The sequence below is a fragment of the Sphaerisporangium rhizosphaerae genome, assembly GCF_042665155.1.
In the GTDB taxonomy this organism is placed as follows: domain Bacteria; phylum Actinomycetota; class Actinomycetes; order Streptosporangiales; family Streptosporangiaceae; genus Sphaerisporangium; species Sphaerisporangium rhizosphaerae.
The window spans coordinates 1-19835 of record NZ_JBHTCG010000060.1; the positions used below are offsets into that span (position 1 = coordinate 1).

Below are 19835 nucleotides of genomic sequence, written 5' to 3' on the forward strand. Positions count from 1 at the left end.
CGTCCACACGCCGTGCAGGCGGACCGCGCGCGGAGCCAGCAACGGCCCTGCCAGCACGAGCAGCACCCCGGCCACCGCCTGCACCGGGCCCTGCGCCACCAGCGCCACCCCGGACGCCACCAGGAGCGGCGGCACCAGGACCGCCACGCCGCCGATCAGCGGGTCGCCGAGCAGCCAGGCGAGGTCACGCCAGGTGGCGGGGTCTTTGAACATCCATTCGAAGGTGCGGTTGAAGTTCGGGACCAGGGACGTGCGGTACAGGCTGCGGCCCTCGCGGTACCAGCCGTCGCGCTGCGGCATGGGCGGCGGCGGAGCGGCGCGGTAAGGCGGGACGATCTGCACCTCGGCCCAGCCCAGCGCGAGCCGGCGCGCCTGGACGGCGCGGCGGCGGACCAGGCGGATGGTGGCCGGGAACAGGAACACCAGGCCGAGGCCGAAGCACAGCAGGAAGACGAGCAGCGCCACCGCGGCGAGCGCCGCGTTCACCACGGCCAGGGCGAGCAGCACCAAAGCGCGCCCGAAGCCGACCATCGTCCTGAGAAGCATGCCGTCAAGTCTGCGGCATCGGGCACTTAGCTCGCAGTGGCCGTGGCGCCCGTTCAAAGGTGTACCTAGGTACACCTCCGTCCGGGCCACAGCCGCATTCCGCCGCGACGCCGCGCTTCCTACCGTCGGCGGCATGGAAATCATCGAGATCGCCGGCCTGCGCAAGGTGTACGGCGAGCAGGTGGCGGTCGACGAGGTGTCGTTCACCGTGCACGAGGGCGAGCTGTTCGGCGTCGTCGGCCGCAACGGCGCCGGCAAGACCACGACCGTCGAGTGCGTGTGCGGCCTTCGCGTCCCCGACGGCGGCGCCATCACCGTCACCGGCCTGGACCCGCGCCGCGACCGCGCCGTGCTCCGCCAGAGGGTCGGCGTGCAGCTGCAAGACTGCTCGCTTCCCGACAGGCTGCGGGTCGGGGAGGCCCTCGAGCTGTACGCCTCCTTCTACGATCGCCCTGCCGACTGGCGGGCGCTGCTGGAGGAGGTCGGGCTCGGCCCCAAACGCGACACTCCGTTCGCCAAGCTGTCCGGCGGGCAGCGCCAGCGCCTGTCGATCGCCCTCGCGCTCGTCGGCGACCCTCGCGTGGCCGTCCTGGACGAGCTGACCACCGGCCTCGACCCCATGGCCCGCCGTGAGACCTGGGAGCTCATCGAGAAGGTCAAACGACGCGGCGTCACGATCGTCCTGGTCACCCACTTCATGGAGGAGGCCGAGCGGCTCTGCGACCGCGTCGCGGTGATCGACAGGGGGCGCGTGGCCGCGGTGGACACGCCCGCGGGCCTGATCGCCCGGGTGGACGGCGGCCAGCGCGTCCGGTTCCGCAGCGCTCCTGACGCCGACCAGGTGCTCAGGGCGCTCCCCGAGGTCGCGAGCCTGACCCGCGAAGGCGACACGGTCACGGTGACCGGGTCCGAGGGTTTGCTGCTCGCCGTGACCAAGGCGCTCGCGGCCTGCCAGGTCGTTCCCGCGGGCCTCCAGATGGACCAGGCCACGCTGGAGGACGCCTTCCTCGCCCTGACAGGCCGCCCGGCCGCCGACGCCTCTTAGGAGCCCCCATGACGACGACCCGCTCGCGCTCTCCCCACGTGGCTCCGCCCAGGCCCGGTGCGCTGCGCAAGGTGCTGTTCACCGAGACCAGGCTCTATCTGCGCGACCCTCTGACGGCCTTCTTCACGCTCGTGCTCCCGCTGGGCCTGCTGCTGATCCTCGGCAGCGCCATTCCGGGCTTTCGCGAACCCGACCCCTCGCTGGGCGGTCAGCGGGTGGTGGACACCCAGCTGCCCGCGATGATGATCATGCTGGCGGTGGCGACCTCGGCCTTCAGCGTCATCCCCACCGTGCTGGCCACCTATCGCGAGCGCGGCGTGCTGCGCCGGCTGTCCATCACGCCCGCCTCGCCGGCGACCCTGCTGGGCGCCCAACTGGTGCTGAACCTGGCCGTGGCGCTGCTGGCCGCGTTCCTCACCATCCTCTTCGGGCACCTGGTGCTGGACACGCACGTGCCTGCCGCATTGCCGTGGTTCGTGCTGTCCTTCGTCCTTGGAGTGTGCGCTCTGTTCGCGATCGGCCTGTCGGTCGCCGCCGTGGTGCCCAACGGCCGTGCCGCCGGCGGCGTCGGCGCGGTGGTGATGTTCCCCTTGCTGTTCCTCGGCGGCATGTGGCTCCCTCGCGAGCTGATGCCCGAGACCCTGGTGCGGTTCAGCGACTTCACCCCGACGGGAGCGTTCGGCCAGGTGTTACGCGACGCCTGGGCCGGCGCCGCCCCACAGCCTCTCCACCTCGCCGTCCTCGCCGCCTGGACACTGGCCGCCGGAGCGTTCGCGGTGCGGTTCTTCCGCTGGGAGTGACAGAACGCGGTGTGCGCCAGGGACGGTTCGTCGGGGAAACCGTCCGTGGGGACAGGCGGGCTGGTCTCAGGGTTGTTTTGGACCAATCGTTCTTGATAGAGTCCCATGCCGTGGCACGCACGAAGGAATTCGATCCCGAGAAGGCGCTCCAGGCGGCGCTCGAGCTGTTCTGGGAGCGCGGTTACGAGGCGACGTCGATGGCCGATCTGGTCGAGACGCTCGGCATCGCCCGCGCCAGCCTCTACTCCACCTTCGGCGGCAAGCACGACCTGTACGTGCTCGCCCTGCGCCGCTACATCGAGACCCGCAACCCGCCGCTCGTCGAGATCCTGTCCCAGCCGGGCCCGGCTCTGCCGGCGGTGCGCGCGCTGGTCGAGTCCTACGCCACCGACGCCCTCGATGACGGGCGGCGCCGGGGGTGCATGGTGGTCAACGCGGCGGCCGAGATGCTCCCGGGCGACGCGGAGGTCACCCGCATCCTGGACGCCAACTGGACCGCCATGGAGACCGCGCTGGCGTCGGCGCTGACCCGGGCGCGGGCCCAGGGCGAACTGCCCGCCGGTCGCGACCCGAGGGCGCTGGCCCGCTTCCTGCTGGTCTTCCTGCAAGGGCTGAGGGTGGTCGGCAAGGGCTTCCCCGACCCGGCACGGGTGCGCGACGCCGCGGCCCAGGCCCTGTCGGTGCTCGGCTGACCACCTCCCGGCCGGCGTCGGCGTGACCACCGGCTCCACAGTGGGCGGTCGCTCAAAACGTCAGCTATTTCAAGAACGAACGATCTAATAAGCGTCGCGACACATGCGGCATCACCATCAGGGGGAGCGATGAGATTCCACGGCCGGACGGTTCTGGTCACCGGTGGCGGCTCGGGCATCGGCAGGGCGGTCGCGCGCGGCTTCGCTCGCGAGGGCGCGACGGTGTTCGTGGCCGGCCGCCGCCAGGGGCCGCTTCAGGAGACGGTCCGGCTCATCGAGGCCGAGGGCGGCCGGGCGGCCGCCCTGACCGCCGACGTGACCAGCTCGCCGGAGGTCGCCCGGCTCGTCGCCGAGATCGTGCGAAGGCAGGGGCGACTGGACGTCGCGGTCAACAACGCGGGCGTGTTGGCCCTGGGGCAGGTCGCCGACATCGACGAGGACGACTGGGCGCGCACCATGGCCGGCAACGCCACCGGCGTCTTCCTGTCGATGAAGCACGAGATCGCCGCCATGCGCCGGCAGGGCGCCGGCGTGATCGTCAACGTGTCGTCCCAGGTGGGCGCGCACAAGCGGGTCCCCGGCCTCGGTGCCTACGCCGCGTCCAAGGCGGCGGTGACCGCGCTGACCCGCACGGCGGCCCTGGAGTGCATCCGCGAGGGCATCCGGATCAACGCGGTCAGCCCGGGGCCGCACGACACCCCCATGTCCATGCGCCCGGGCGAGACCGAGGCCGACCGCGCCGACCGCATGAAACAGCAGCTCCCCATCGGCCGGGTCGGCACGCTGGAGGAGATCACCTCGGCCGTGCTCTGGCTCGCCTCGGACGACGCCGCCTTCACCGTCGGCCACGATCTCGTCGTGGACGGCGGCTCCACCGCCTGAGCCACCCCCTCGCGCGTTGGTTACGTGGCAGGTAATCGCGGGGGCGCGGGGTGGCACATAGGGTCGGGCCATGACGACGACGGCGCTCTCCCGGCGGCCGGTCGGCGAGTTGCTCCGCCAGTGGCGTGAGCACCGCCGGCTCAGCCAGCTCGACCTGGCCATCCAGGCGGACATCTCCACCCGGCACCTGAGCTTCCTGGAGACCGGGCGTTCCAACCCCAGCCGCGAGATGGTGCTGCTCCTGGCCGAGCATCTCGACCTGTCGCTACGTGAGCGCAACCGCCTGCTGCTGGCGGCCGGGTTCGCGCCGGTCTTCACCGAGACCACGCTGGACGCTCCGGGCATGCGGGCGGTGCGCCAGGCGATCAAGCAGGTCCTCGCCGGGCACGAACCCTACCCCGCGGTCGTGGTGGACGGCCGCTGGAACCTCGTGGACGGCAACACCAGCCTCGGGGTGCTCACGAGCCTGGTGTCGCCCACGCTGCTCGCCGCCCCGGCCAACGTGCTGCGGGCCAGCCTGCATCCGGACGGTCTGGCTCCGCACATCGTCAACCTCGGCGAGTGGCGCGCCCACCTGCTCGGCCGGCTACGCCGCCAGATCGCCCTCACCGCCGACCCGCAGCTCGAAACACTGGATCAAGAACTGCGCGCCTACCCGTGCGACCAGCCGGAACCCGAGGTGGAGCTGCCCGGCCCCGGCGAGATCGTCGTGCCGCTGAAGCTGCGCCACGAGGACGGCGAACTGACCTTTTTCAGTACGATCGCCACCTTTGGCACGCCGCTGGACATCACGGTCGCCGAGCTGGCCATCGAGTCCTTCTACCCCGCCGACCAGTTCACCGCCGACACCCTCCGGAAGATCGCCTCCCAGCCTGGCGGCTCCTCGTCGTGACGGCCGGTCCGGGTCCACCGGCACTCGCCGGGGCAAGCCCGTCGCGGGGGCTGCCCGTGGTGGTGGTCGGACCGCCCGCGTCAGAAATGCCGGCCGGGCCCGTCGCTGTTCGCGGAGGAGGGGACAGGGCGGGCGGCTGCCGCCTACGGGGACGTGGGCGGGATGGGTCGAGACCCTACAAGGGGAGGGTCAGTGAGGCGCCATGTCGACGAAGCGGCTGTAGTGGCCCTGGAAGGCGACGGTCACGGTGGCGGTGGGACCGTTGCGGTGCTTGGCCACGATCAGGTCGGCCTCGCCGGCGCGCGGCGACTCGCGCTCGTAGGCGTCCTCGCGATGGAGCAGGATCACCACGTCGGCATCCTGCTCGATCGAGCCGGACTCGCGCAGGTCGGACACCTGGGGACGCTTGTCGGTGCGCTGTTCGGGGCCGCGGTTGAGCTGGGAGATCGCGATGACCGGCACCTCGAGCTCCTTGGCCAGCAGCTTGAGGGCACGGGAGATCTCGGAGACCTCCTGCTGGCGGCTTTCGGTCTTCTTCGGCGAGCTCATCAGCTGGAGATAGTCGACGATGACGAAGCGCAGGTCGTGGCGCTGCTTGAGACGACGGCACTTGGCGCGGATCTCCATCATCGACATGTTGGGCGAATCGTCGATGAACAGCGGCGCCTCGGCGACCTCGCTCATGCGGCGCGCGAGGCGCGTCCAGTCTTCGTCGTTCATGGTGCCCGAACGCATGGTGTGCAGCGCCACCCGCGCCTCGGCCGACAACAGGCGCATGGTGATCTCATTGCGCGACATTTCCAGCGAGAACACCACAGTGGCCATATGATGCTTGATCGCAGCGGATCGTGCGAAATCCAGACCAAGCGTCGACTTGCCGATGGCCGGGCGGGCGGCGACGACGATCATCTGGCCGGGGTGGAGGCCGTTCATCAGGGCGTCGAGGTCCTGGAAGCCGGTGGGCACGCCGACCATCTGGCCGCTGCGGCTGCCGATGGCCTCGATCTCGTCCAGCGCCCCTGGCATGATCTCGGACAGGGGACGGTAGTCCTCGCTGGTGCGGCGCTCGGTGACCGCGTAGATCTCGGCCTGGGCGCGGTCGACCAGCTCGTCGACCTCCTCGTTCTGCCCGCCGTAGCCGTAGGAGACGATGCGGGTGCCCGCCTCGATGAGCCGCCGCAGGATGGCCTGCTCGCGCACGATCTTGGCGTAGTAGCCGGCGTTGGCGGCCGTGGGGACGATGGCGGTGAGCGTGTGCAGGTAGGTGCCGCCGCCCACCCGGGCCATCTCGCCCCGGCGGGACAGCTCGTTGAAGATCGTCACCGCGTCGGCCGGCTCGCCGCGCCCGTACAGGTCGAGGATGGCGTCGTAGATGACCTGGTGCGCCGGACGGTAGAAGTCGTCGGAACGCAGGACCTCCACCACGTCGGCGATGGCGTCCTTGGACAGCAGCATGCCGCCCAGCACGGACTGCTCGGCCTCGATGTTGCTGGGAGGCGTACGCTCGAATGGTGCGTCGAAGGCCTGCACGACTTCACTGCTCAACTGGCGGCCCTCCCTGACTCCCCCGTGCCACCCCCGAAGTAGCCGGGGTGACAGTTTCGCCGGTTCTCGGGCGAGCGGCAACGCGTCCTGTCGACAACGTTGTGGATAACGTGTGCAGTTCTGGCCTGGAGATGTGGGCACGCTGGGGACAAGTCTGTGGATAACCATGGGGGATAACCACAGACCTCCGACTGAGCAGGGGAAACGGTATCCACGGGCTGTGGAGAAAAGAAAGTCCGCGCGACAGGCCGATGAGCGGCGGGACCGGTGCCGAGCATGCTGAGGTAAGGGGCAATATAGACAAGTGACTCTTACCCCCCGGGTCGGCAGCCGAGAGATCCTCAGGCTCGCCGTTCCGGCCTTCGGCGCGCTGGTGGCCGAGCCGCTGTTCATCCTGGTCGACTACGCCATCGTCGGCCGTCTCGGCACGGCCTCGCTCGGCGCCCTCGGCATCGCCGGGGCCGCGCTCACCACCCTGGTGAACATCTGCGTCTTCCTGGCGTACGGCACGACGGCGGCGGTGGCCCGGCAGGTCGGCGCGGGCAACCTCGTCCGGGCGGTCAAGCAGGGCATCGACGGGCTGTGGCTGGCCACGGCGATCGGGCTGGCGCTGATCGTGGTCTGCTGGCCGCTGTCCCCATGGATCGTCCAGTGGTTCGGCGCGGTCGCCGAGGTGTCGGGGCCCGCGGTCGCCTACCTGCGCATCAGCCTGTTCGGTGTCCCCGCCATGCTCGTCGTCCTGGCCGGCACGGGCATCCTGCGCGGCCTGCAGGACACCGTGACCCCACTGGCCGTCTCGGTCGGGTCCTTCGCGCTGAACGCCGTGCTCAACGCCTTTTTCGTGCTGGGATTCCACTGGGGCATCGCGGGCTCGGCGTGGGGCACCGTCACGGCCCAGGGACTCGGCGCCCTGGTCTACCTGGTCGTCGTCGCCCGCGCCGCCCGCCGGCACCGGGTCTCCCTCCGTCCTGACCTGGCCGGGGTACGGGCCTCCGGTACGGCCAGCATCGCCCTGATCATCCGGACCGTGTGCCTGAGGGTCGTGCTGATCGCCGCCACCGCCGTGGCCACCCGCATGGGCGTCGCCCAGCTCGCCGCCCACGCGATCGCCACGCAGATCTGGTCGCTGCTCGCCTACGCACTCGACGCGATCGCCATCGCCGGCCAGGCCATCACCGGCCGCACCCTCGGCGCGGGGCGCAGCGACCATACGCGGGCGGCCACCCGCACCATGGTGGTGTGGGGCGTCGGTTGCGGGGTGGTGCTGGGGGCCGCCACCCTCGCGCTGCGGCCGGTCATCCCGCACCTGTTCGGCGCCGACGCCGCCGTGAGCGCCGAGCTGGTCGCGGTCCTGTGGCCGGTGGCGCTGCTCCAGCCCGTGGCCGGCGTGGTGTTCGTGCTCGACGGCGTGCTCATCGGCGCCGGGGACCGCCGCTATCTGGCCTGGGCCTCGGCGATCACGACGGCCGTCTACCTGCCCGCGGCGTACGCCGTCGTCCACCTGGGCGGCGGCCTGGTGGCGTTGTGGGCGGCGCTGGGCGTGTGGATGGCGGCCCGTCTGGTGACCCTGGGCTCGCGCGCGTACGGGCGCGCCTGGCTGGTCACCGGCGGTTGAGCACCCTGCTCAGGAACTCGCGGGTACGCGGCTCGCGGGGGTCGGTGAAGATCTGCTCCGGAGTCCCCTGCTCCAGCAGCACGCCGCCGTCCAGGAAGCAGACCTTGTCGGCGATGTCCCGGGCCAGCCCCATCTCGTGGGTGGCCAGGACCATCGTCATCCCCGTGTCCTTCAGCTCGCGGATGATCTCCAGCACCTCGCCGACCAGTGCGGGGTCCAGGGCCGAGGTCACCTCGTCCAGCAGCAGCAGGCGCGGCCGGGTGGCGAGCGCGCGGATGATGGCCACCCGCTGCTGCTGGCCGCCGGACAACCGGTCGGGGTAGGCCTCCGCCTTGTCCGCCAGGCCGAACCTGGCCAGCAGCTCGCGTGCCCGCTCCTCGGCCTCGGCCCTGCCGACGCCGTGCGCCTTGCGCGGCGCCAGCGTGATGTTGGAAAGGACGGTCATGGAGGGGAACAGGTTGTAGGCCTGGAACACCATGCCGATGCGCTTGCGCACGTCGTCGGGGTCGGCCCGCACGTCGGTGATCTCCGCCCCGTCCAGGTGGATGGCGCCGTCGTCGACGGTCTCCAGCAGGTTCACGCAGCGCAGCAGGGTCGACTTGCCCGAGCCGGAGGCTCCGATGAGGCAGACCACCTCGTGGGAGTCCACCGACAGGTCGATGCCGCGCAGCACGCTGTGGCGGTGGTAGAACTTCCACACGCCCTCGATCTCCAGCAGGCTCCGCCCCTGCTCGACCGGCACGGTCACACTCCCCTCCTTCTCTGCGAACGGGCCGCCAGGTAGTCGGTGAAGCGGGCCATCGGGATGGTCAGCACGATGAACAGCAGCGCCGCGGCCAGGTAAGGGGTGTAGTTGAAGGTCTCCGCGGTGTGGATCTGCGCCTGGCGCAGCGCCTCCAGCGGGCCGATGGTGGCCACCAGGGCGGTGTCCTTCTGCAGCGAGACGAAGTCGTTGAGCAGCGGCGGCACGACGCGCCGCACGGCTTGGGGCAGCACGACGAAGCGCATGGCCTGGCCGTGGGTCAGGCCCAGCGACCGCGCGGCGGCGCGCTGGCTCGGGTGCACCGAGTCGATGCCCGACCGGAACACCTCGGCGACGTACCCTCCGTACGACAGCACCAGCGCGATGATCCCCAGGGTCGCCAGGTCGGTGGGCATGCCCTGCAGGCGCAGCGCGGGCAGGCCGAACCCGACCAGGTAGATGACCAGGATCGTCGGCACGCCGCGGAAGACGTCGGTGTACAGCACGGCGAGCGCGCGCAGCGGGTAGAACACCGGAGCGTGAAGGTTGCGCACCAGCGCGACGAGCAGGCCGACGACCAGGATCAGCGGCTCGGCGATCAGGAAGATCTTGATGTTGAGCAGGAAGCCCCACAGGACGTCGGGCAGGGCGCCGGAGAACTCGCCGAGGTCGAAGAAGGTCTCCTTGACCCGCGGCCAGCCGGGCGAGGTGGTGACCAGCCAGATCGCCAGGACGATGAACACCACGGTGGACGCCGTGGCGATCGAGCCGGACCGCAGGTCCGAGCGGCGGCGCAGTCGCTCGCGCTCGCGCTGCCGTTCGCTCCTGCGCCACGAGCCGTCCTCGCCCGGCCCGCCATCCGAGCCCGGCCCGCCATCCGAGCCCGGCCCCTCCCGCGAAGCGCGGTCCCGGCCAGGCCCGTGCGTGGAGACGCGGGCCTGACCCGGTTCGTCCATGGAGACGCGGGCTTGACCCGGCCTGTCCGTGCAGACGGGGGCCTGACCCAGCCCGTCCGTAGAGACGGGGGCCTGAGCTCGCCCGTCCGTGGGGACGGGGGGCTCACCTGGCGGGTCGCCGAGGACGCGGGGATCGGCCGAGCTCCCTTCCGGGGCCCGGTCGCTCACTTCAGCTCCGGCGCGCCGGCCGCCGAGCCGAGCCACCGAGTCTCGATCTTCGCCAGCTCACCGGAGGACTTCAGCTCGCCGATGGCCTGGTCGACGCAGCTCACGAGCGGGTTGCCCTTCTGGAAGACCAGGCCGAACTCCTCGGGGGTGCCCGAGCCCGCGCCGAACTGGCCGACGATCTTGGAATGCTCCACCTGTGCCGCCGTGACGTAGAAGGCGGTCGGCAGGTCGACCACCAGGGCGTCCACCTGCTTGTTCTTCAGCGCGGTGATCGCGTCGATCTGCTCGTTGTAGACGTTGGGCTCGGCGCTCGGCTGGATGACGTCCTTCACGGCCTGCAGGGAGGTGGTGCCGATCTGCACGCCGATCTTGGCGTCCTTCAGGGCGGCCAGGGAGGTCGCCGAAGCGAACTTCGAGCCCTCCAGGGCGACCGCCGCCTGCTTGACCGTGTAGTACCCGCTGCTGAAGTCGACGGCCTTCGCGCGGGCCGGGGTGATGGACACCTGGTTGACGTCGAAGTCGAACTGCTTGTCGCCGGGCGCGAACGCCGAGTTGAACGGGATGCTCGCCCAGGACACCTCGCCGCCGGCGAAGCCGAGCTTGGCGGCCACGGCGTAGGCGACGGCGCTCTCGAAGCCCTGGCCGTTGGCGGGCTTGTCGTCCTTGAACCACGGCTCGTAGGCGGGCTTGTCGGTCGCGATCGTCAGGGTGCCGGACTTGAGCAGCTTGAGCTGGTCCTTGGCGCAGGAGGCCGACGCCTGCGGAGTGCCGCTCGCGCCGGCGGAGGGGGTCGTCGTGTCGGAGGCCGGAGCGCACGCCACCGCCACCAGCGCGAGGGCGCCGAGCGCCGGCAGCATCGAGGGACGGAGCATACGTGCCTCCAGAAGGCGTCTCACCGAGGGAATTCGTCGCCCAGGATAGCGGGAAGCACGCATTCGTACATATAGCGCCAACTAGCAGCAAACAGGGATAACCTGCGGCTTCGCTCCGTAGAGATGACGAAGGCCCCTTTCCCGGAAGGAAAGGGGCCTTCACCGGACCTCGGGTCACGGCGCGACCACCCCGCGACGGCGGGACGGCGAGCCGCGACCGGGAGACCTCAGGCGCCGGAGACCGTCACAACCCGAAGATCGTCAGACCCCGGAGACCGCCGGCGGCCGGAGGCCGTCTGTGCACGGGAACCGTCAGGAACCGACGACCTCGACGTCGAGGTTGGCCGACACCTCGGGGTGCAGCCGGACCGAGACGCGGTGGGAGCCGACGCTCTTGATCGCGTTGGTGATCTCGATGCGACGACGGTCGAGGAGCGGACCGCCCGCGGCCTTGACCGCGTCGGCGATGTCACCGGTGGTGACCGAGCCGAACAGGCGGCCGGAGTCGCCGGCGCGCGTCTTCAGCGTGACCCGAAGGGCGCCGAGCCGGCCGGCGACCTCCTTGGCGGTGCCGAGGTCGCGGATCTCGCGGGCGTCGCGCGCCTTCTTGATCGAATCGATCTGCTTCTCGCCGCCGCGCGTCCACCGCATGGCGAACCCGCGGGGGATCAGATAGTTGCGGCCGTAGCCGTCCTTGACCTCGACGATGTCGCCGGGAGCGCCGAGGCCGGAGACCTCATTGGTGAGAATGAGCTTCATATCTCGCAAGCCTCCTGTCAGCGCGCGGTGCTCGTGTACGGCAGCAGCGCCATCTCACGGGCATTCTTGATCGCGGTCGCCACGTCACGCTGGTGCTGGGTGCAGTTGCCCGTCACCCGGCGGGCACGGATCTTGCCGCGGTCGGAGATGAACTTCCGCAGCAGCGCCGTGTCCTTGTAGTCGACGTAAGAGATCTTGTCATGGCAGAACAGGCAAACCTTTTTCTTCGGCTTGCGCAGTGCCGGCTTCGCCATCTTGGTGCTCCTCCTAAGAGAGCCCCGCATGACGCGGGAATGGTCGATCGGTTACTGGAATGGATGAGTGGATCAGAAGGGAGGCTCGTCGCTCAGGTCGCCGCCACCGCCACCGCCGCCGTAGCCGCCCTGGTTGTAGCCGCCACCGCCGCCGCCTCCGCCGAACCCGCCGCCGGCGGGCGCCGGAGTGGCCGAGGCCCACGGGTCGTCGGCGCCGCCGCCGAACCCGCCGCCTCCGCCGCCGCCCTGGCGGGCGGTCTTGTTGACCTTGGTGGTGGCGTTGCGCAAGGACGGGCCGACCTCGTCGACCTCGACCTCGTAGACCGTGCGCTTCTCGCCTTCCTTGGTCTCGTACGAGCGCTGCTTCAGCCGCCCCTGCACGATGACCCGCATCCCACGCTGGAGGCTCTCGGCGACGTTCTCCGCCGCCTGACGCCACACGTTGCAGGTCAGGAAGAGGCTTTCGCCGTCCTTCCACTCGTTGGTCTGGCGGTCCATGAACCGCGGAGTGGACGCGATGCGGAACCGGGCCACGGCCTGCCCCGAAGGGGTGAAACGCAGCTCGGGGTCGTCGACAAGATTGCCGACGATGGTGATCGTTGTGTCGCCTGCTGCCATCGGTCGCTTTCGCCTTCCTGCGTGAGTCTGCGCAGCCTGTCGGGCCTCAGAGTACGGCTCCGGCCCGACAAAAGCCGGGCTTCGGCGGACTCGGAGCCGCTCAGTGCATGTCGGGGCGCAGCACCTTGGTGCGCAGAATGCCTTCGTTCAGGTTGAGCTGGCGGTCGAGCTCCTTGACGGTGGCCGGAGCCGCCGTCAGGTCGATGACGGCGTAGATGCCCTCGGACTTCTTGATGATGTCGTAGGCCAGCCGGCGACGACCCCACACGTCGACCTTCTCCACCGTGCCGCCGTCGTTGCGGACGACCGTGAGGAACTGGTCGAGCGAGGGAGTCACCGTGCGCTCATCGAGGGACGGGTCCAGAATGACCATCACTTCGTAATGACGCATGCGGACTTCCAACCTCCTCTGGACTATCGCGGTCACGACACCATGCCGTGACAGGAGGACGCTGACGTCGTCGCCCCCGCCTTCGGTGGCGGGGCGACCGCGTGCTTCGAGATCGGGTACGCCGAACGGCACGCATAACGAACGCAGCCCACGAAGTCTACCAGGGCGCCGCGACTGACCTGCCGCGATTGCCCGCCGCCACAAGGGGAACGTGGGAGAAGAGGGAGGGGGTGGTCATCATGCGATCTGCCACGGGCTCCGGCAGAGAGCACTTCCACCTGTCGCTGAACACCGACGGCAGGAAGCACACCCTGGAGAACGCCCTGACGCTGGTGGCGCTGGCCTGCGGCGGCGTCGCCTTCATCAGCGGCCTGGTGGTGAGCGCGCACATCGTCGCCTCGTGGGCGGGGGTCGTCGGGTTCGTCGTCGGGATGTACTCGCAATATGTGTCGGCCACGACCGCCGAGCGGTCGGTGAACATCGTCGCCATCGTCATGTCGTTCGTCGGCGTCGCGATGGGCGTCTATCACGGAGGGTTCGTCTGACCGGCCCGGACGGCCGGTCCGTCCGACCCGCGAAGGCCGTCACGCCCGTCTGGTGCGGCACGATGGGGCGCCCCCCGAGGCGCCCCCGCCGTTCACTTCCCGCCGGCGTGGAGATCGGCGCGCCATCTCGCCGCTTCTCCCCGCGTCCGTGGAGGTCGCCGCGTCACTGTCCGCCGATGTGGAGGTCGATGCCGAGGAGAATGAGGAACCACAGGACGATGGCGAGCAGGGCTTGCGCGATCTTCCTGAGCAGGCTCGGGGTGATGTAGTCGTGAACCCATGCCACGTAAATGCCGATGAGGATGTAGATCAGGCCTAAGAGGCTGATCCCGCGGCGGTAGTAGGCCACAGTCGTCTCCTATTTTGTCACGGTACGCGGGTATCAGGGCGTACCAGCCTGGCGCCCCTACTGCCCCTGGTGGAGACCTTGAAACGGCTAGGCTCGACCCATGGTGCGTATCGGAGCTCACGTCGACCGAGATGATCCCCTGGCCCACGCGACGGCCCGCGGCGCGCAGGTCGCGCAGTTCTTCCTGGGCGATCCGCAAGGGTGGAAAGGCCCCGTGCTGCCGGAGAACGCCGAGGCGCTGGCCTCCTCGGAGATCGACGTCTACGTCCACGCGCCGTACGTGATCAACGTCGCCACCGCGAACAACCGCATCCGCATCCCGAGCCGCAAGCTGCTGGCCGGCCAGCTGGAGGCGGCGGCGTCGATCGGCGCCAAGGGCCTCATCGTGCACGGGGGCCACGTCGGCAAGGACGACGACCCGCAGGTCGGGTTCGACAACTGGCGCAAGGTCTTCGAGCGGCTGGAGACGCCGATCCCCGTCCTGATCGAGAACACCGCCGGAGGCGGCAACGCGATGGCGCGCCGGCTCGAGCGCATCGCCCGGCTGTGGGAGGCGCTGGACGGCTTCGACGTCGGGTTCTGCCTGGACACCTGCCACGCGCACGCCGGCGGCGAGGAGCTCGCCGACGTGGTCGACCGGGTCAAGGCCATCACGGGCCGCATCGACCTGATCCACTGCAACGACTCGCGGGACGCCTTCGACTCCGGCGCCGACCGTCACGCCAACCTGGGCAAGGGACAGATCGACCCCGAGCTGATCCTGTCGGTGTGCCGCGCCGCGGGGGCGCCGATCGTGGTCGAGACGCCCGGCGACGGGCAGGCGGCCGACATCGCCTTCCTTCGTGACCACCTTTAGTCCACAGCCTGTGGATAAATCCCCTGGATTACGGAGCCGGGAAAAGGGGTAAGGCGTTCCCTCGCCCCGTCGGGGGACGACCCGCGGACGGACGCGAATCGGCCCGCCCGGGCACGGACCGCGTTCGCAGCGGACGCGGGGCAGGCCATCCAGCGGGGGCCGGTGACACCGGCACGGGTCAGCCGGCCCAGGCGCCGCGCATGAAGGTCAAGGTGTTCAGCACCATGAGCGGCCCGGCCACCAGCGCGTACAGCAGCAGCACCCAGCGGCGGCGCACCGACACCCGGCCGATCATCACCCACAGCGGCCACCACAGCAGGGCCGAACGCGGCACCGACAGGTAGTACGCCGAGAACAGCAGGGCGCTCAGCTGCAGTCCGACGTACACCAGTTCGCTCCACCTGCGGGCGACGAGCAGCCAGATCAGCACGGCCACCCCGAGCAGCGCGCCGGCGACCTCCATGCGGAACGCCCACACGAACTGACCGTCGCCGGCCGCCATCTGCCAGGTGGTCAGGAACGACTGCCACGGCCAGACCATGTCCCGTCCCCAGCCGGCCTGCTGGGCGTGCTGCCAGGCCAGCCAGTCTCCCGTGCGCTGGTGCTGGTAGAACGAATAGGCGACCAGAGGCAGGAAGGGGACCGCCAGCCACCATGCCTGGCGGAGGCTCCCCCGGCGCGTGACGTACTCCACGATCAGCGCGAGCGCGAGGAACAGGCCCGTGATGCGCACGCACGACGCCCCGGCGGCCAGCAGCGCCGCCGCCGGCCAGTCGCCGCGCCGCGCGTACAGCCAGGCGGGTATCGCGAACGCCAGGAACAGCGACTCGCTGTAGCCGGCGAACAGGAACACCGCCATGGGGAACAGCAGAATCGCAAGGACCGCCCGCCGTCCTGCACCCGCGGGGCCCTCGAACTCGGCCAGCCGCGCGAGGGCCACCATCGCCACCGCTCCGGCGACGAACGAGATCAGCAGGCCGGCGAGCGACCAGTCGGGGATGATCACATGGACCAGGCGCAGCGCGATGGGCATGCCGGGGAAGAAGGCGGGCAGCCCGGCATCGGGGTTCTCGGCCGGGTCACCGCCGTAGCCGAACTTCGCGATCTTCACCAGGAGCCCGGCGTCCCAGTGCGTCCAGCGTTCCAGGAACGGGGTGTCCTTCTGTTCGCTGCTGAGCACTCCGGCGCCGACCGTCATGGCGACGATGATCCCGATCCGCGACCCCAGCCACGCGAGGAGCGCCTCGCGGTCGGAGAAGCGTGCGGGCGCCGGGGAAACGGTCTCCTGGGGGGAGGTCTGCACGCATAGGAGAATAGAGGGTCAAGCTGGACTTCTCGATCAGAGAAGACCGGAAAAAGCCCGGCTGCCGGGAAGATCTCGGAGCCGGCTCCTGGACGGGACGGTCGGAAACCCGCAGAACCGGCCAGCACGATCGCCGCGTCCCGGCCGGAACGGCCGGGACCGCCGGGACCGCCGGGAGCTCACAGCGGATACGCCGAGCGCCGCATCCTGGACGCAAGGGTCAGGAGGCTTCGGGAGCGGCCTCGCGCACCGCCGTCCGGGACGGCATCCGCAGGACGAAACGGTCCTCGGCGCCGTCGAAGACGCCGCCCACCGGGTCGTCCACGCCGCCCTGCCGGATGACGTCGTGCTCGGGGCGCAGGATGTCCCTGACCACGAACGCCGCCAGGATGGCGATGGTGATCGCCCGGGCCCACACGGCGGCGAAGTAGCCGCCGTCGCCGATGCCGAGCGTCTCGTTGCCCGGCTGGACGTGGACCAGGTACAGCCAGATCGCGAAGAAGTACCAGCACTCGGCCACCTGCCACAGCGCCAGCGGCTTCCAGTTCGGCCGCGCCAGCACCGCGAACGGCACCAGCCACAGCACGTACTGCGGCGACCACACCTTGTTGGTGACCATGAACGCGGCCAGCACCAGGAAGCAGAGCTGCATGAGACGCGGCCGGGTGGGCGCGGTGAGCGCCAGCACGGCCACGGCCAGGCACAGCAGGCCGAACGACACGATGCCGAGCATGTCCACCCGCCCGGCGTCACCGAGGAAGGGCCACTGCCGGTTCTGGAAGAAGAACCACAGCGACCCCCAGTCGGCTCCGCGCTCGCTGCTGAAGACGTAGAACCGCTTCCAGCCGTCGAACGCGAACAGCATGAACGGCAGGTTGACCACCACCCAGGTGATCACCGTGCCGCCCACCGCCCACAGCAGGGGCGGCAGCTTGCGCGTCCGCAGCGCCAGCAGTAGCAGCGGGCCGAACAACACGATGGGATAGAACTTCGTGGCGATGGCCAGACCCAGCAGCGCCCCTGCCGTGAAGTGCGCCCGTCGCGACCAGGCGAGGAAGGCGCCCAGGCTCAGCGCCCCGCACATCAGGTCCCAGTTGATGTAGGCGGTGAGGATGAGCGCGGGCGCCAGCGCGTACCAGGCGGCGTCCCACGGCCGGCGCTGCAGTCCGGCCAGCGCCACCATGACCACCACCCCGGCGACCAGCGACGCCGCCATGACGATCACCGTGAGGTCGAAGAACCGGACGCCCGGATCGCTGGTGCCCGTCACGAGCTTCTGGATGACCCACATCAGCGAGCCGATGCCGACCGGGTACTCGACCGGGTGACCGAAGTAGGGCGTCAACCCCTGGTCGAGCTTCTCGTTCCACCACAGCGGATAGATGTCGGTGTAGCAGAAGTTGAGGAACTGCTGCGTTCCGTCGTTCCACGCCCCGCCGAACCGGCACGGCGCCTTCCACGCGTACGCGAGGATCGCCCCCAGGGCCGCGAGCAGCCCGAGAGGGACGAATGGCAGGGCGGCACGCGCCACGGAGCCGGCGGCACCCGGCGTGGACGTGGAACGGGTCATGTCGTCGTCCGATCAGCGAGAGGGCGCGGGCGTCGATCGGCGCCCGCCCGGCGCGGTCGGAGTGGGCGCGGGGGTGGCGGCGTCGGAGGGGGTGCTGCCCTGGTTGAAGGGGTCGCCTCCGCCGTTGCCGCCGTTGTTGCAGCTGTCGTCCCATGGCAGGCAGCCGCCGTTGTCGTCGGGGTTGCCGTTGGGGTCGCCATGGCCGTTGGGGTCGCCGTTGTCGTTCGGGAACCCGTTGTCGTCCGGGAACCCGGGGTCGGCCGTGGGAGTCGGCGTCGGGATCGGCTTGGGCACGATGTTCTCCGGCGACCCGCCGTTGACGGGGTCGGGGAACTGCTCGACGGGCTTGCCGTTCATGGCCGCCGCCATGAACGCCCGCCACACCTGGCTCGGGTAGGTCGCGCCCTGGATGTTGCCCAGGGAGACCTCCTTGCCGATGCTGCCGTTCGGGCAGATCTCCCGCTCGGACAGCACCTTGCCCTTGCCGTTCTTGGTGACGCACTGCTCGCGGTACATGCCGACGGCGGTCGACATCTGCGGGGTGAAGCCGACGAACCAGGCTTCCTTGTTCTCGCTGTTGGTGCCGGTCTTGCCGGCCACCGGGCGGTCGGACAGCGCGGCGCCGCGGCCGGTGCCCTCCTTGACGACCGCGCGCAGCGCCTCGATGGCGTCCGCGGCCGCGGACGGGTCGATCACCTGGGTGAAGGACTTCTCCTCGGGGATGACCACGTTCTTGTTGACGTCCTCGACCTGCCGCACCACGTGGGTCTTGTAGTGCCTGCCCTGGTTGGCGAAGATCGAGTACCCGCTCGCCTGCTCCAGCGGCGAGACCAGGGCGGTGCCGATCGCCAGCAGGAACTTGTGCTCCTGCTCGTCCCGGTCGAGCTCGTCCCGCGGGATGCCGGCCCCGGCGGCGATGTCCTTCACCTTGTCCAGCCCGACCTGGAAGGCCATGGACGCGTAGGCCGTGTTGATCGAGTGCGCGGTGGCCGAGGTCACGGTGATGCCCGAGGGCATGCGCTCCTCATTGGTGATCTTGGTGGTGCCGGGCAGCACCTTGGGCACGGTCTCGTTGCCGGGCACGTAGCTGTTGAGGCTGTAGCCCGCCTTGAGCCAGGCCGCCAGGACGTACGGCTTGAACGCCGACGCGGCCTGCTTGCGGGCGTAGAAGGCGTCGTTGAACTGGTCGGGATGCTTGCCCAGGTAGTTCCTGCCGCCGTAGAAGGCGATGACCCGGCCGTTGCGGGGGTCCACCGCCGCGAGCGAGGTGTGGATCTCCGGCGAAAGCGGCCGGGTGTTGTTCTGCACGGCCTGCGCGGCGGCGTCCATGAGCTTCTTGTCGAACGTCGTCCTGATCTTGTAGCCGCCGGTCTCGATCTCGGAGCGGGGTAGCCGGTCCTTGAGCTCGTCCATGACGGCGTTGATCATGTAGCCGCGGAAGCCGCTGTTGTAGTTCCGCGCCTTGTACTTCTGGATCTTCGGGAACTTGGCGGTGGCCGGAAGGTTGCCGTACTTCTGCGGCCAGGTCCTCGCCATCTGGCCGATGACGTAGTTGAAGCGCTCCTGCGTGGCCTTGAAGTCGCCCTGGATCTCCTGCGCGTCGAAGTTGCCCGGCTGCTGAATGCGCCCGGCGAGGTAGGCCGCCTGAGCGGGGGTGAGCTCGCTGGTGTGCTTGCCGAAGAACGACCGGGCCGCAGCCTCGATGCCGTAGGTGTTGCGACCGAACGGCACGATGTTCAGGTAGTACAGCAGCACCTTGTCCTTGGTCCACTCCTTGTCGAGCTTCACCGCGATGAAGATCTCCTTGATCTTCCGGGTGACCGTCCGCTCGGCGGTGAGGTTGTCGAAGTAGCCGCGGGCCATCTGCTGGGTGATGGTCGAGGCGCCCTGCACCTGCTGGCCGCTGGCGGTGCTCCACAGCGAGCGGGCCATGCCCGAGAGCGAGATGCCGGAGTCCTCGCGGAAGCTGGAGTTCTCGGCGCCGATCACCGCGTCCTGGACGTGCTGCGGGACGTCTTTCAGGCTGTCGAGCTTGACGCGCTCGACCCCGAGCTTGGCCAGCACCTCGCCGCTGCCGTAGTAGATCGTGCTGCCCTGCGCGTTGGCGCTCTCCTTGGCGCTCTCCTCGGTCGGCAGCGGGGTGTTGGCGTAGGCCACCGCGATCATGCCGAAGACGCCGGCCGCGATCACGGCGAAGCCCGCCATGACGATCTTCCAGTTCGGGAGGAACCGGGTCCAGCCGCGGCGGCGGGGCGGCTCCTCGCCCTTCGCCCGGCGGGACCGGCGTCCGCCGGGCGGGCCGTCGCCGGGACCCCGGCCACCAGGACCGCCGGGTCCGCCGGGACCACCCGGGCCTTCGGGGCCGCCCGGGCCCGCCGGCGCGCCGGCCGCGCCCGTCGCGAGGGCGCGGGCGGGACCACCCTGCGCCCTGCGGG

The 19835-nt window shown here is 70.1% G+C and carries 21 protein-coding genes; 8 read left to right on the forward strand and 13 right to left on the reverse strand.

The genetic code is table 11. The annotated features are described in order from the left end of the window. Positions 1 to 546: sensor domain-containing protein (locus ACFQSB_RS39345; RefSeq protein ID WP_380832393.1), on the reverse strand; the 546-nt coding region annotated here is incomplete at its 3' end. Positions 547 to 679: 133 nt separating this feature from the next. Between ACFQSB_RS39345 and ACFQSB_RS39350 the strand changes: the two genes are divergently transcribed. The 5 genes from ACFQSB_RS39350 (at position 680) to ACFQSB_RS39370 (ending at position 4857) form a co-directional block, all read left to right on the forward strand. Further along, positions 680 to 1591, forward strand: coding sequence for an ABC transporter ATP-binding protein (locus ACFQSB_RS39350; RefSeq protein WP_380832395.1), 912 nt, complete (start codon positions 680 to 682; stop codon positions 1589 to 1591). A gap of 8 nt (positions 1592 to 1599) precedes the next feature. Next, entirely contained in the window at positions 1600 to 2391 is a 792-nt protein-coding gene (locus ACFQSB_RS39355; RefSeq protein ID WP_380832397.1) for an ABC transporter permease, read from the forward strand. Between the two features lie 110 nt (positions 2392 to 2501). Then, on the forward strand, positions 2502 to 3083 hold the full coding sequence (locus ACFQSB_RS39360; protein ID WP_380832399.1) for a TetR/AcrR family transcriptional regulator: 582 nt from the start codon (positions 2502 to 2504) through the stop codon (positions 3081 to 3083). Between the two features lie 129 nt (positions 3084 to 3212). Next, positions 3213 to 3965: an SDR family NAD(P)-dependent oxidoreductase gene (locus ACFQSB_RS39365; RefSeq protein WP_380832401.1), complete on the forward strand. Its 753-nt coding sequence runs from the start codon at positions 3213 to 3215 to the stop codon at positions 3963 to 3965. Between the two features lie 70 nt (positions 3966 to 4035). Beyond that, positions 4036 to 4857, forward strand: a complete 822-nt coding sequence (locus ACFQSB_RS39370; protein ID WP_380832403.1) for a helix-turn-helix domain-containing protein — start codon at positions 4036 to 4038, stop codon at positions 4855 to 4857. A 189-nt stretch (positions 4858 to 5046) separates the two neighbouring features. Here the strand turns inward: ACFQSB_RS39370 and dnaB are convergent, their stop codons facing one another. Next, complete coding sequence (gene dnaB / locus ACFQSB_RS39375; protein ID WP_354852073.1) at positions 5047 to 6402, reverse strand: replicative DNA helicase; 1356 nt, start codon at positions 6400 to 6402, stop codon at positions 5047 to 5049. Between the two features lie 304 nt (positions 6403 to 6706). On the opposite strand from dnaB, the gene ACFQSB_RS39380 reads away from it, so the two are divergent. After that, a complete protein-coding gene (locus ACFQSB_RS39380; RefSeq protein ID WP_380832405.1) occupies positions 6707 to 8017 on the forward strand; it encodes an MATE family efflux transporter in 1311 nt (436 codons plus the stop codon). On the opposite strand, the gene ACFQSB_RS39385 is transcribed toward ACFQSB_RS39380, so the two are convergent. From ACFQSB_RS39385 to rpsF, 7 genes are all read right to left on the reverse strand, one after another. Continuing rightward, a complete protein-coding gene (locus ACFQSB_RS39385; RefSeq protein ID WP_354924253.1) occupies positions 8004 to 8765 on the reverse strand; it encodes an amino acid ABC transporter ATP-binding protein in 762 nt (253 codons plus the stop codon). The genes ACFQSB_RS39380 and ACFQSB_RS39385 overlap by 14 nt on opposite strands. Continuing rightward, entirely contained in the window at positions 8762 to 9715 is a 954-nt protein-coding gene (locus tag ACFQSB_RS39390; RefSeq protein ID WP_380832406.1) for an amino acid ABC transporter permease, read from the reverse strand. The genes ACFQSB_RS39385 and ACFQSB_RS39390 overlap by 4 nt, the downstream gene beginning before the upstream one ends. A gap of 164 nt (positions 9716 to 9879) precedes the next feature. Continuing rightward, complete coding sequence (locus ACFQSB_RS39395; protein ID WP_380832408.1) at positions 9880 to 10755, reverse strand: ABC transporter substrate-binding protein; 876 nt, start codon at positions 10753 to 10755, stop codon at positions 9880 to 9882. Between the two features lie 312 nt (positions 10756 to 11067). Continuing rightward, positions 11068 to 11514, reverse strand: coding sequence for a 50S ribosomal protein L9 (gene rplI / locus ACFQSB_RS39400; RefSeq protein WP_354852081.1), 447 nt, complete (start codon positions 11512 to 11514; stop codon positions 11068 to 11070). Between the two features lie 17 nt (positions 11515 to 11531). Then, the gene (rpsR, locus tag ACFQSB_RS39405; protein ID WP_061256131.1) at positions 11532 to 11768 is read right to left on the reverse strand and encodes a 30S ribosomal protein S18; all 237 of its coding nucleotides are present in this window, start codon (positions 11766 to 11768) and stop codon (positions 11532 to 11534) included. A gap of 72 nt (positions 11769 to 11840) precedes the next feature. Further along, the gene (locus tag ACFQSB_RS39410) at positions 11841 to 12386 is read right to left on the reverse strand and encodes a single-stranded DNA-binding protein (protein ID WP_380832410.1); all 546 of its coding nucleotides are present in this window, start codon (positions 12384 to 12386) and stop codon (positions 11841 to 11843) included. A gap of 100 nt (positions 12387 to 12486) precedes the next feature. Next, positions 12487 to 12777 carry a 30S ribosomal protein S6 gene (gene rpsF, locus ACFQSB_RS39415; protein ID WP_354852086.1) on the reverse strand — a complete coding sequence of 97 codons (291 nt, stop codon included), beginning with the start codon at positions 12775 to 12777 and terminating at the stop codon, positions 12487 to 12489. 239 nt (positions 12778 to 13016) lie between these two features. Between rpsF and ACFQSB_RS39420 the strand changes: the two genes are divergently transcribed. Next, a complete protein-coding gene (locus ACFQSB_RS39420) occupies positions 13017 to 13322 on the forward strand; it encodes a hypothetical protein (RefSeq protein ID WP_354852088.1) in 306 nt (101 codons plus the stop codon). 163 nt (positions 13323 to 13485) lie between these two features. Here the strand turns inward: ACFQSB_RS39420 and ACFQSB_RS39425 are convergent, their stop codons facing one another. After that, complete coding sequence (locus ACFQSB_RS39425) at positions 13486 to 13671, reverse strand: hypothetical protein (protein WP_354852089.1); 186 nt, start codon at positions 13669 to 13671, stop codon at positions 13486 to 13488. 100 nt (positions 13672 to 13771) lie between these two features. Here ACFQSB_RS39425 and ACFQSB_RS39430 point away from each other — a divergent pair, with 100 nt between their 5' ends. Then, positions 13772 to 14527 (forward strand): deoxyribonuclease IV, encoded by a 756-nt coding sequence (locus tag ACFQSB_RS39430; RefSeq protein ID WP_354924261.1) that lies wholly within the window; start codon positions 13772 to 13774, stop codon positions 14525 to 14527. Between the two features lie 178 nt (positions 14528 to 14705). Here the strand turns inward: ACFQSB_RS39430 and ACFQSB_RS39435 are convergent, their stop codons facing one another. The 3 genes from ACFQSB_RS39435 to ACFQSB_RS39445 all read right to left on the reverse strand — a co-directional run. Next, positions 14706 to 15830 carry a mannosyltransferase family protein gene (locus ACFQSB_RS39435; protein WP_380832413.1) on the reverse strand — a complete coding sequence of 375 codons (1125 nt, stop codon included), beginning with the start codon at positions 15828 to 15830 and terminating at the stop codon, positions 14706 to 14708. Between the two features lie 220 nt (positions 15831 to 16050). Then, the gene (locus tag ACFQSB_RS39440; RefSeq protein ID WP_380832415.1) at positions 16051 to 17400 is read right to left on the reverse strand and encodes a glycosyltransferase family 87 protein; all 1350 of its coding nucleotides are present in this window, start codon (positions 17398 to 17400) and stop codon (positions 16051 to 16053) included. A 12-nt stretch (positions 17401 to 17412) separates the two neighbouring features. Beyond that, positions 17413 to 19835 (reverse strand): transglycosylase domain-containing protein (locus ACFQSB_RS39445; protein WP_380832416.1); only part of this gene is annotated, 2423 nt, incomplete at its 5' end.

What these genes read in the sequence shown, in the direction of transcription:
- ACFQSB_RS39350 (WP_380832395.1), top strand. Translation starts at nt 680, where the DNA reads ATGGAAATCATCGAGATCGCCGGCCTGCGCAAGGTGTACGGCGAGCAG.
- ACFQSB_RS39355 (WP_380832397.1), top strand. Translation starts at nt 1,600, where the DNA reads ATGACGACGACCCGCTCGCGCTCTCCCCACGTGGCTCCGCCCAGGCCC.
- ACFQSB_RS39365 (WP_380832401.1), top strand. Translation starts at nt 3,213, where the DNA reads ATGAGATTCCACGGCCGGACGGTTCTGGTCACCGGTGGCGGCTCGGGC.
- ACFQSB_RS39370 (WP_380832403.1), top strand. Translation starts at nt 4,036, where the DNA reads ATGACGACGACGGCGCTCTCCCGGCGGCCGGTCGGCGAGTTGCTCCGC.
- ACFQSB_RS39390 (WP_380832406.1), bottom strand. Translation starts at nt 9,715, where the DNA reads ATGGACGAACCGGGTCAGGCCCGCGTCTCCACGCACGGGCCTGGCCGG.
- ACFQSB_RS39395 (WP_380832408.1), bottom strand. Translation starts at nt 10,755, where the DNA reads ATGCTCCGTCCCTCGATGCTGCCGGCGCTCGGCGCCCTCGCGCTGGTG.
- rplI (WP_354852081.1), bottom strand. Translation starts at nt 11,514, where the DNA reads ATGAAGCTCATTCTCACCAATGAGGTCTCCGGCCTCGGCGCTCCCGGC.
- rpsR (WP_061256131.1), bottom strand. Translation starts at nt 11,768, where the DNA reads ATGGCGAAGCCGGCACTGCGCAAGCCGAAGAAAAAGGTTTGCCTGTTC.
- ACFQSB_RS39410 (WP_380832410.1), bottom strand. Translation starts at nt 12,386, where the DNA reads ATGGCAGCAGGCGACACAACGATCACCATCGTCGGCAATCTTGTCGAC.
- rpsF (WP_354852086.1), bottom strand. Translation starts at nt 12,777, where the DNA reads ATGCGTCATTACGAAGTGATGGTCATTCTGGACCCGTCCCTCGATGAG.
- ACFQSB_RS39420 (WP_354852088.1), top strand. Translation starts at nt 13,017, where the DNA reads ATGCGATCTGCCACGGGCTCCGGCAGAGAGCACTTCCACCTGTCGCTG.
- ACFQSB_RS39430 (WP_354924261.1), top strand. Translation starts at nt 13,772, where the DNA reads ATGGTGCGTATCGGAGCTCACGTCGACCGAGATGATCCCCTGGCCCAC.
- ACFQSB_RS39440 (WP_380832415.1), bottom strand. Translation starts at nt 17,400, where the DNA reads ATGACCCGTTCCACGTCCACGCCGGGTGCCGCCGGCTCCGTGGCGCGT.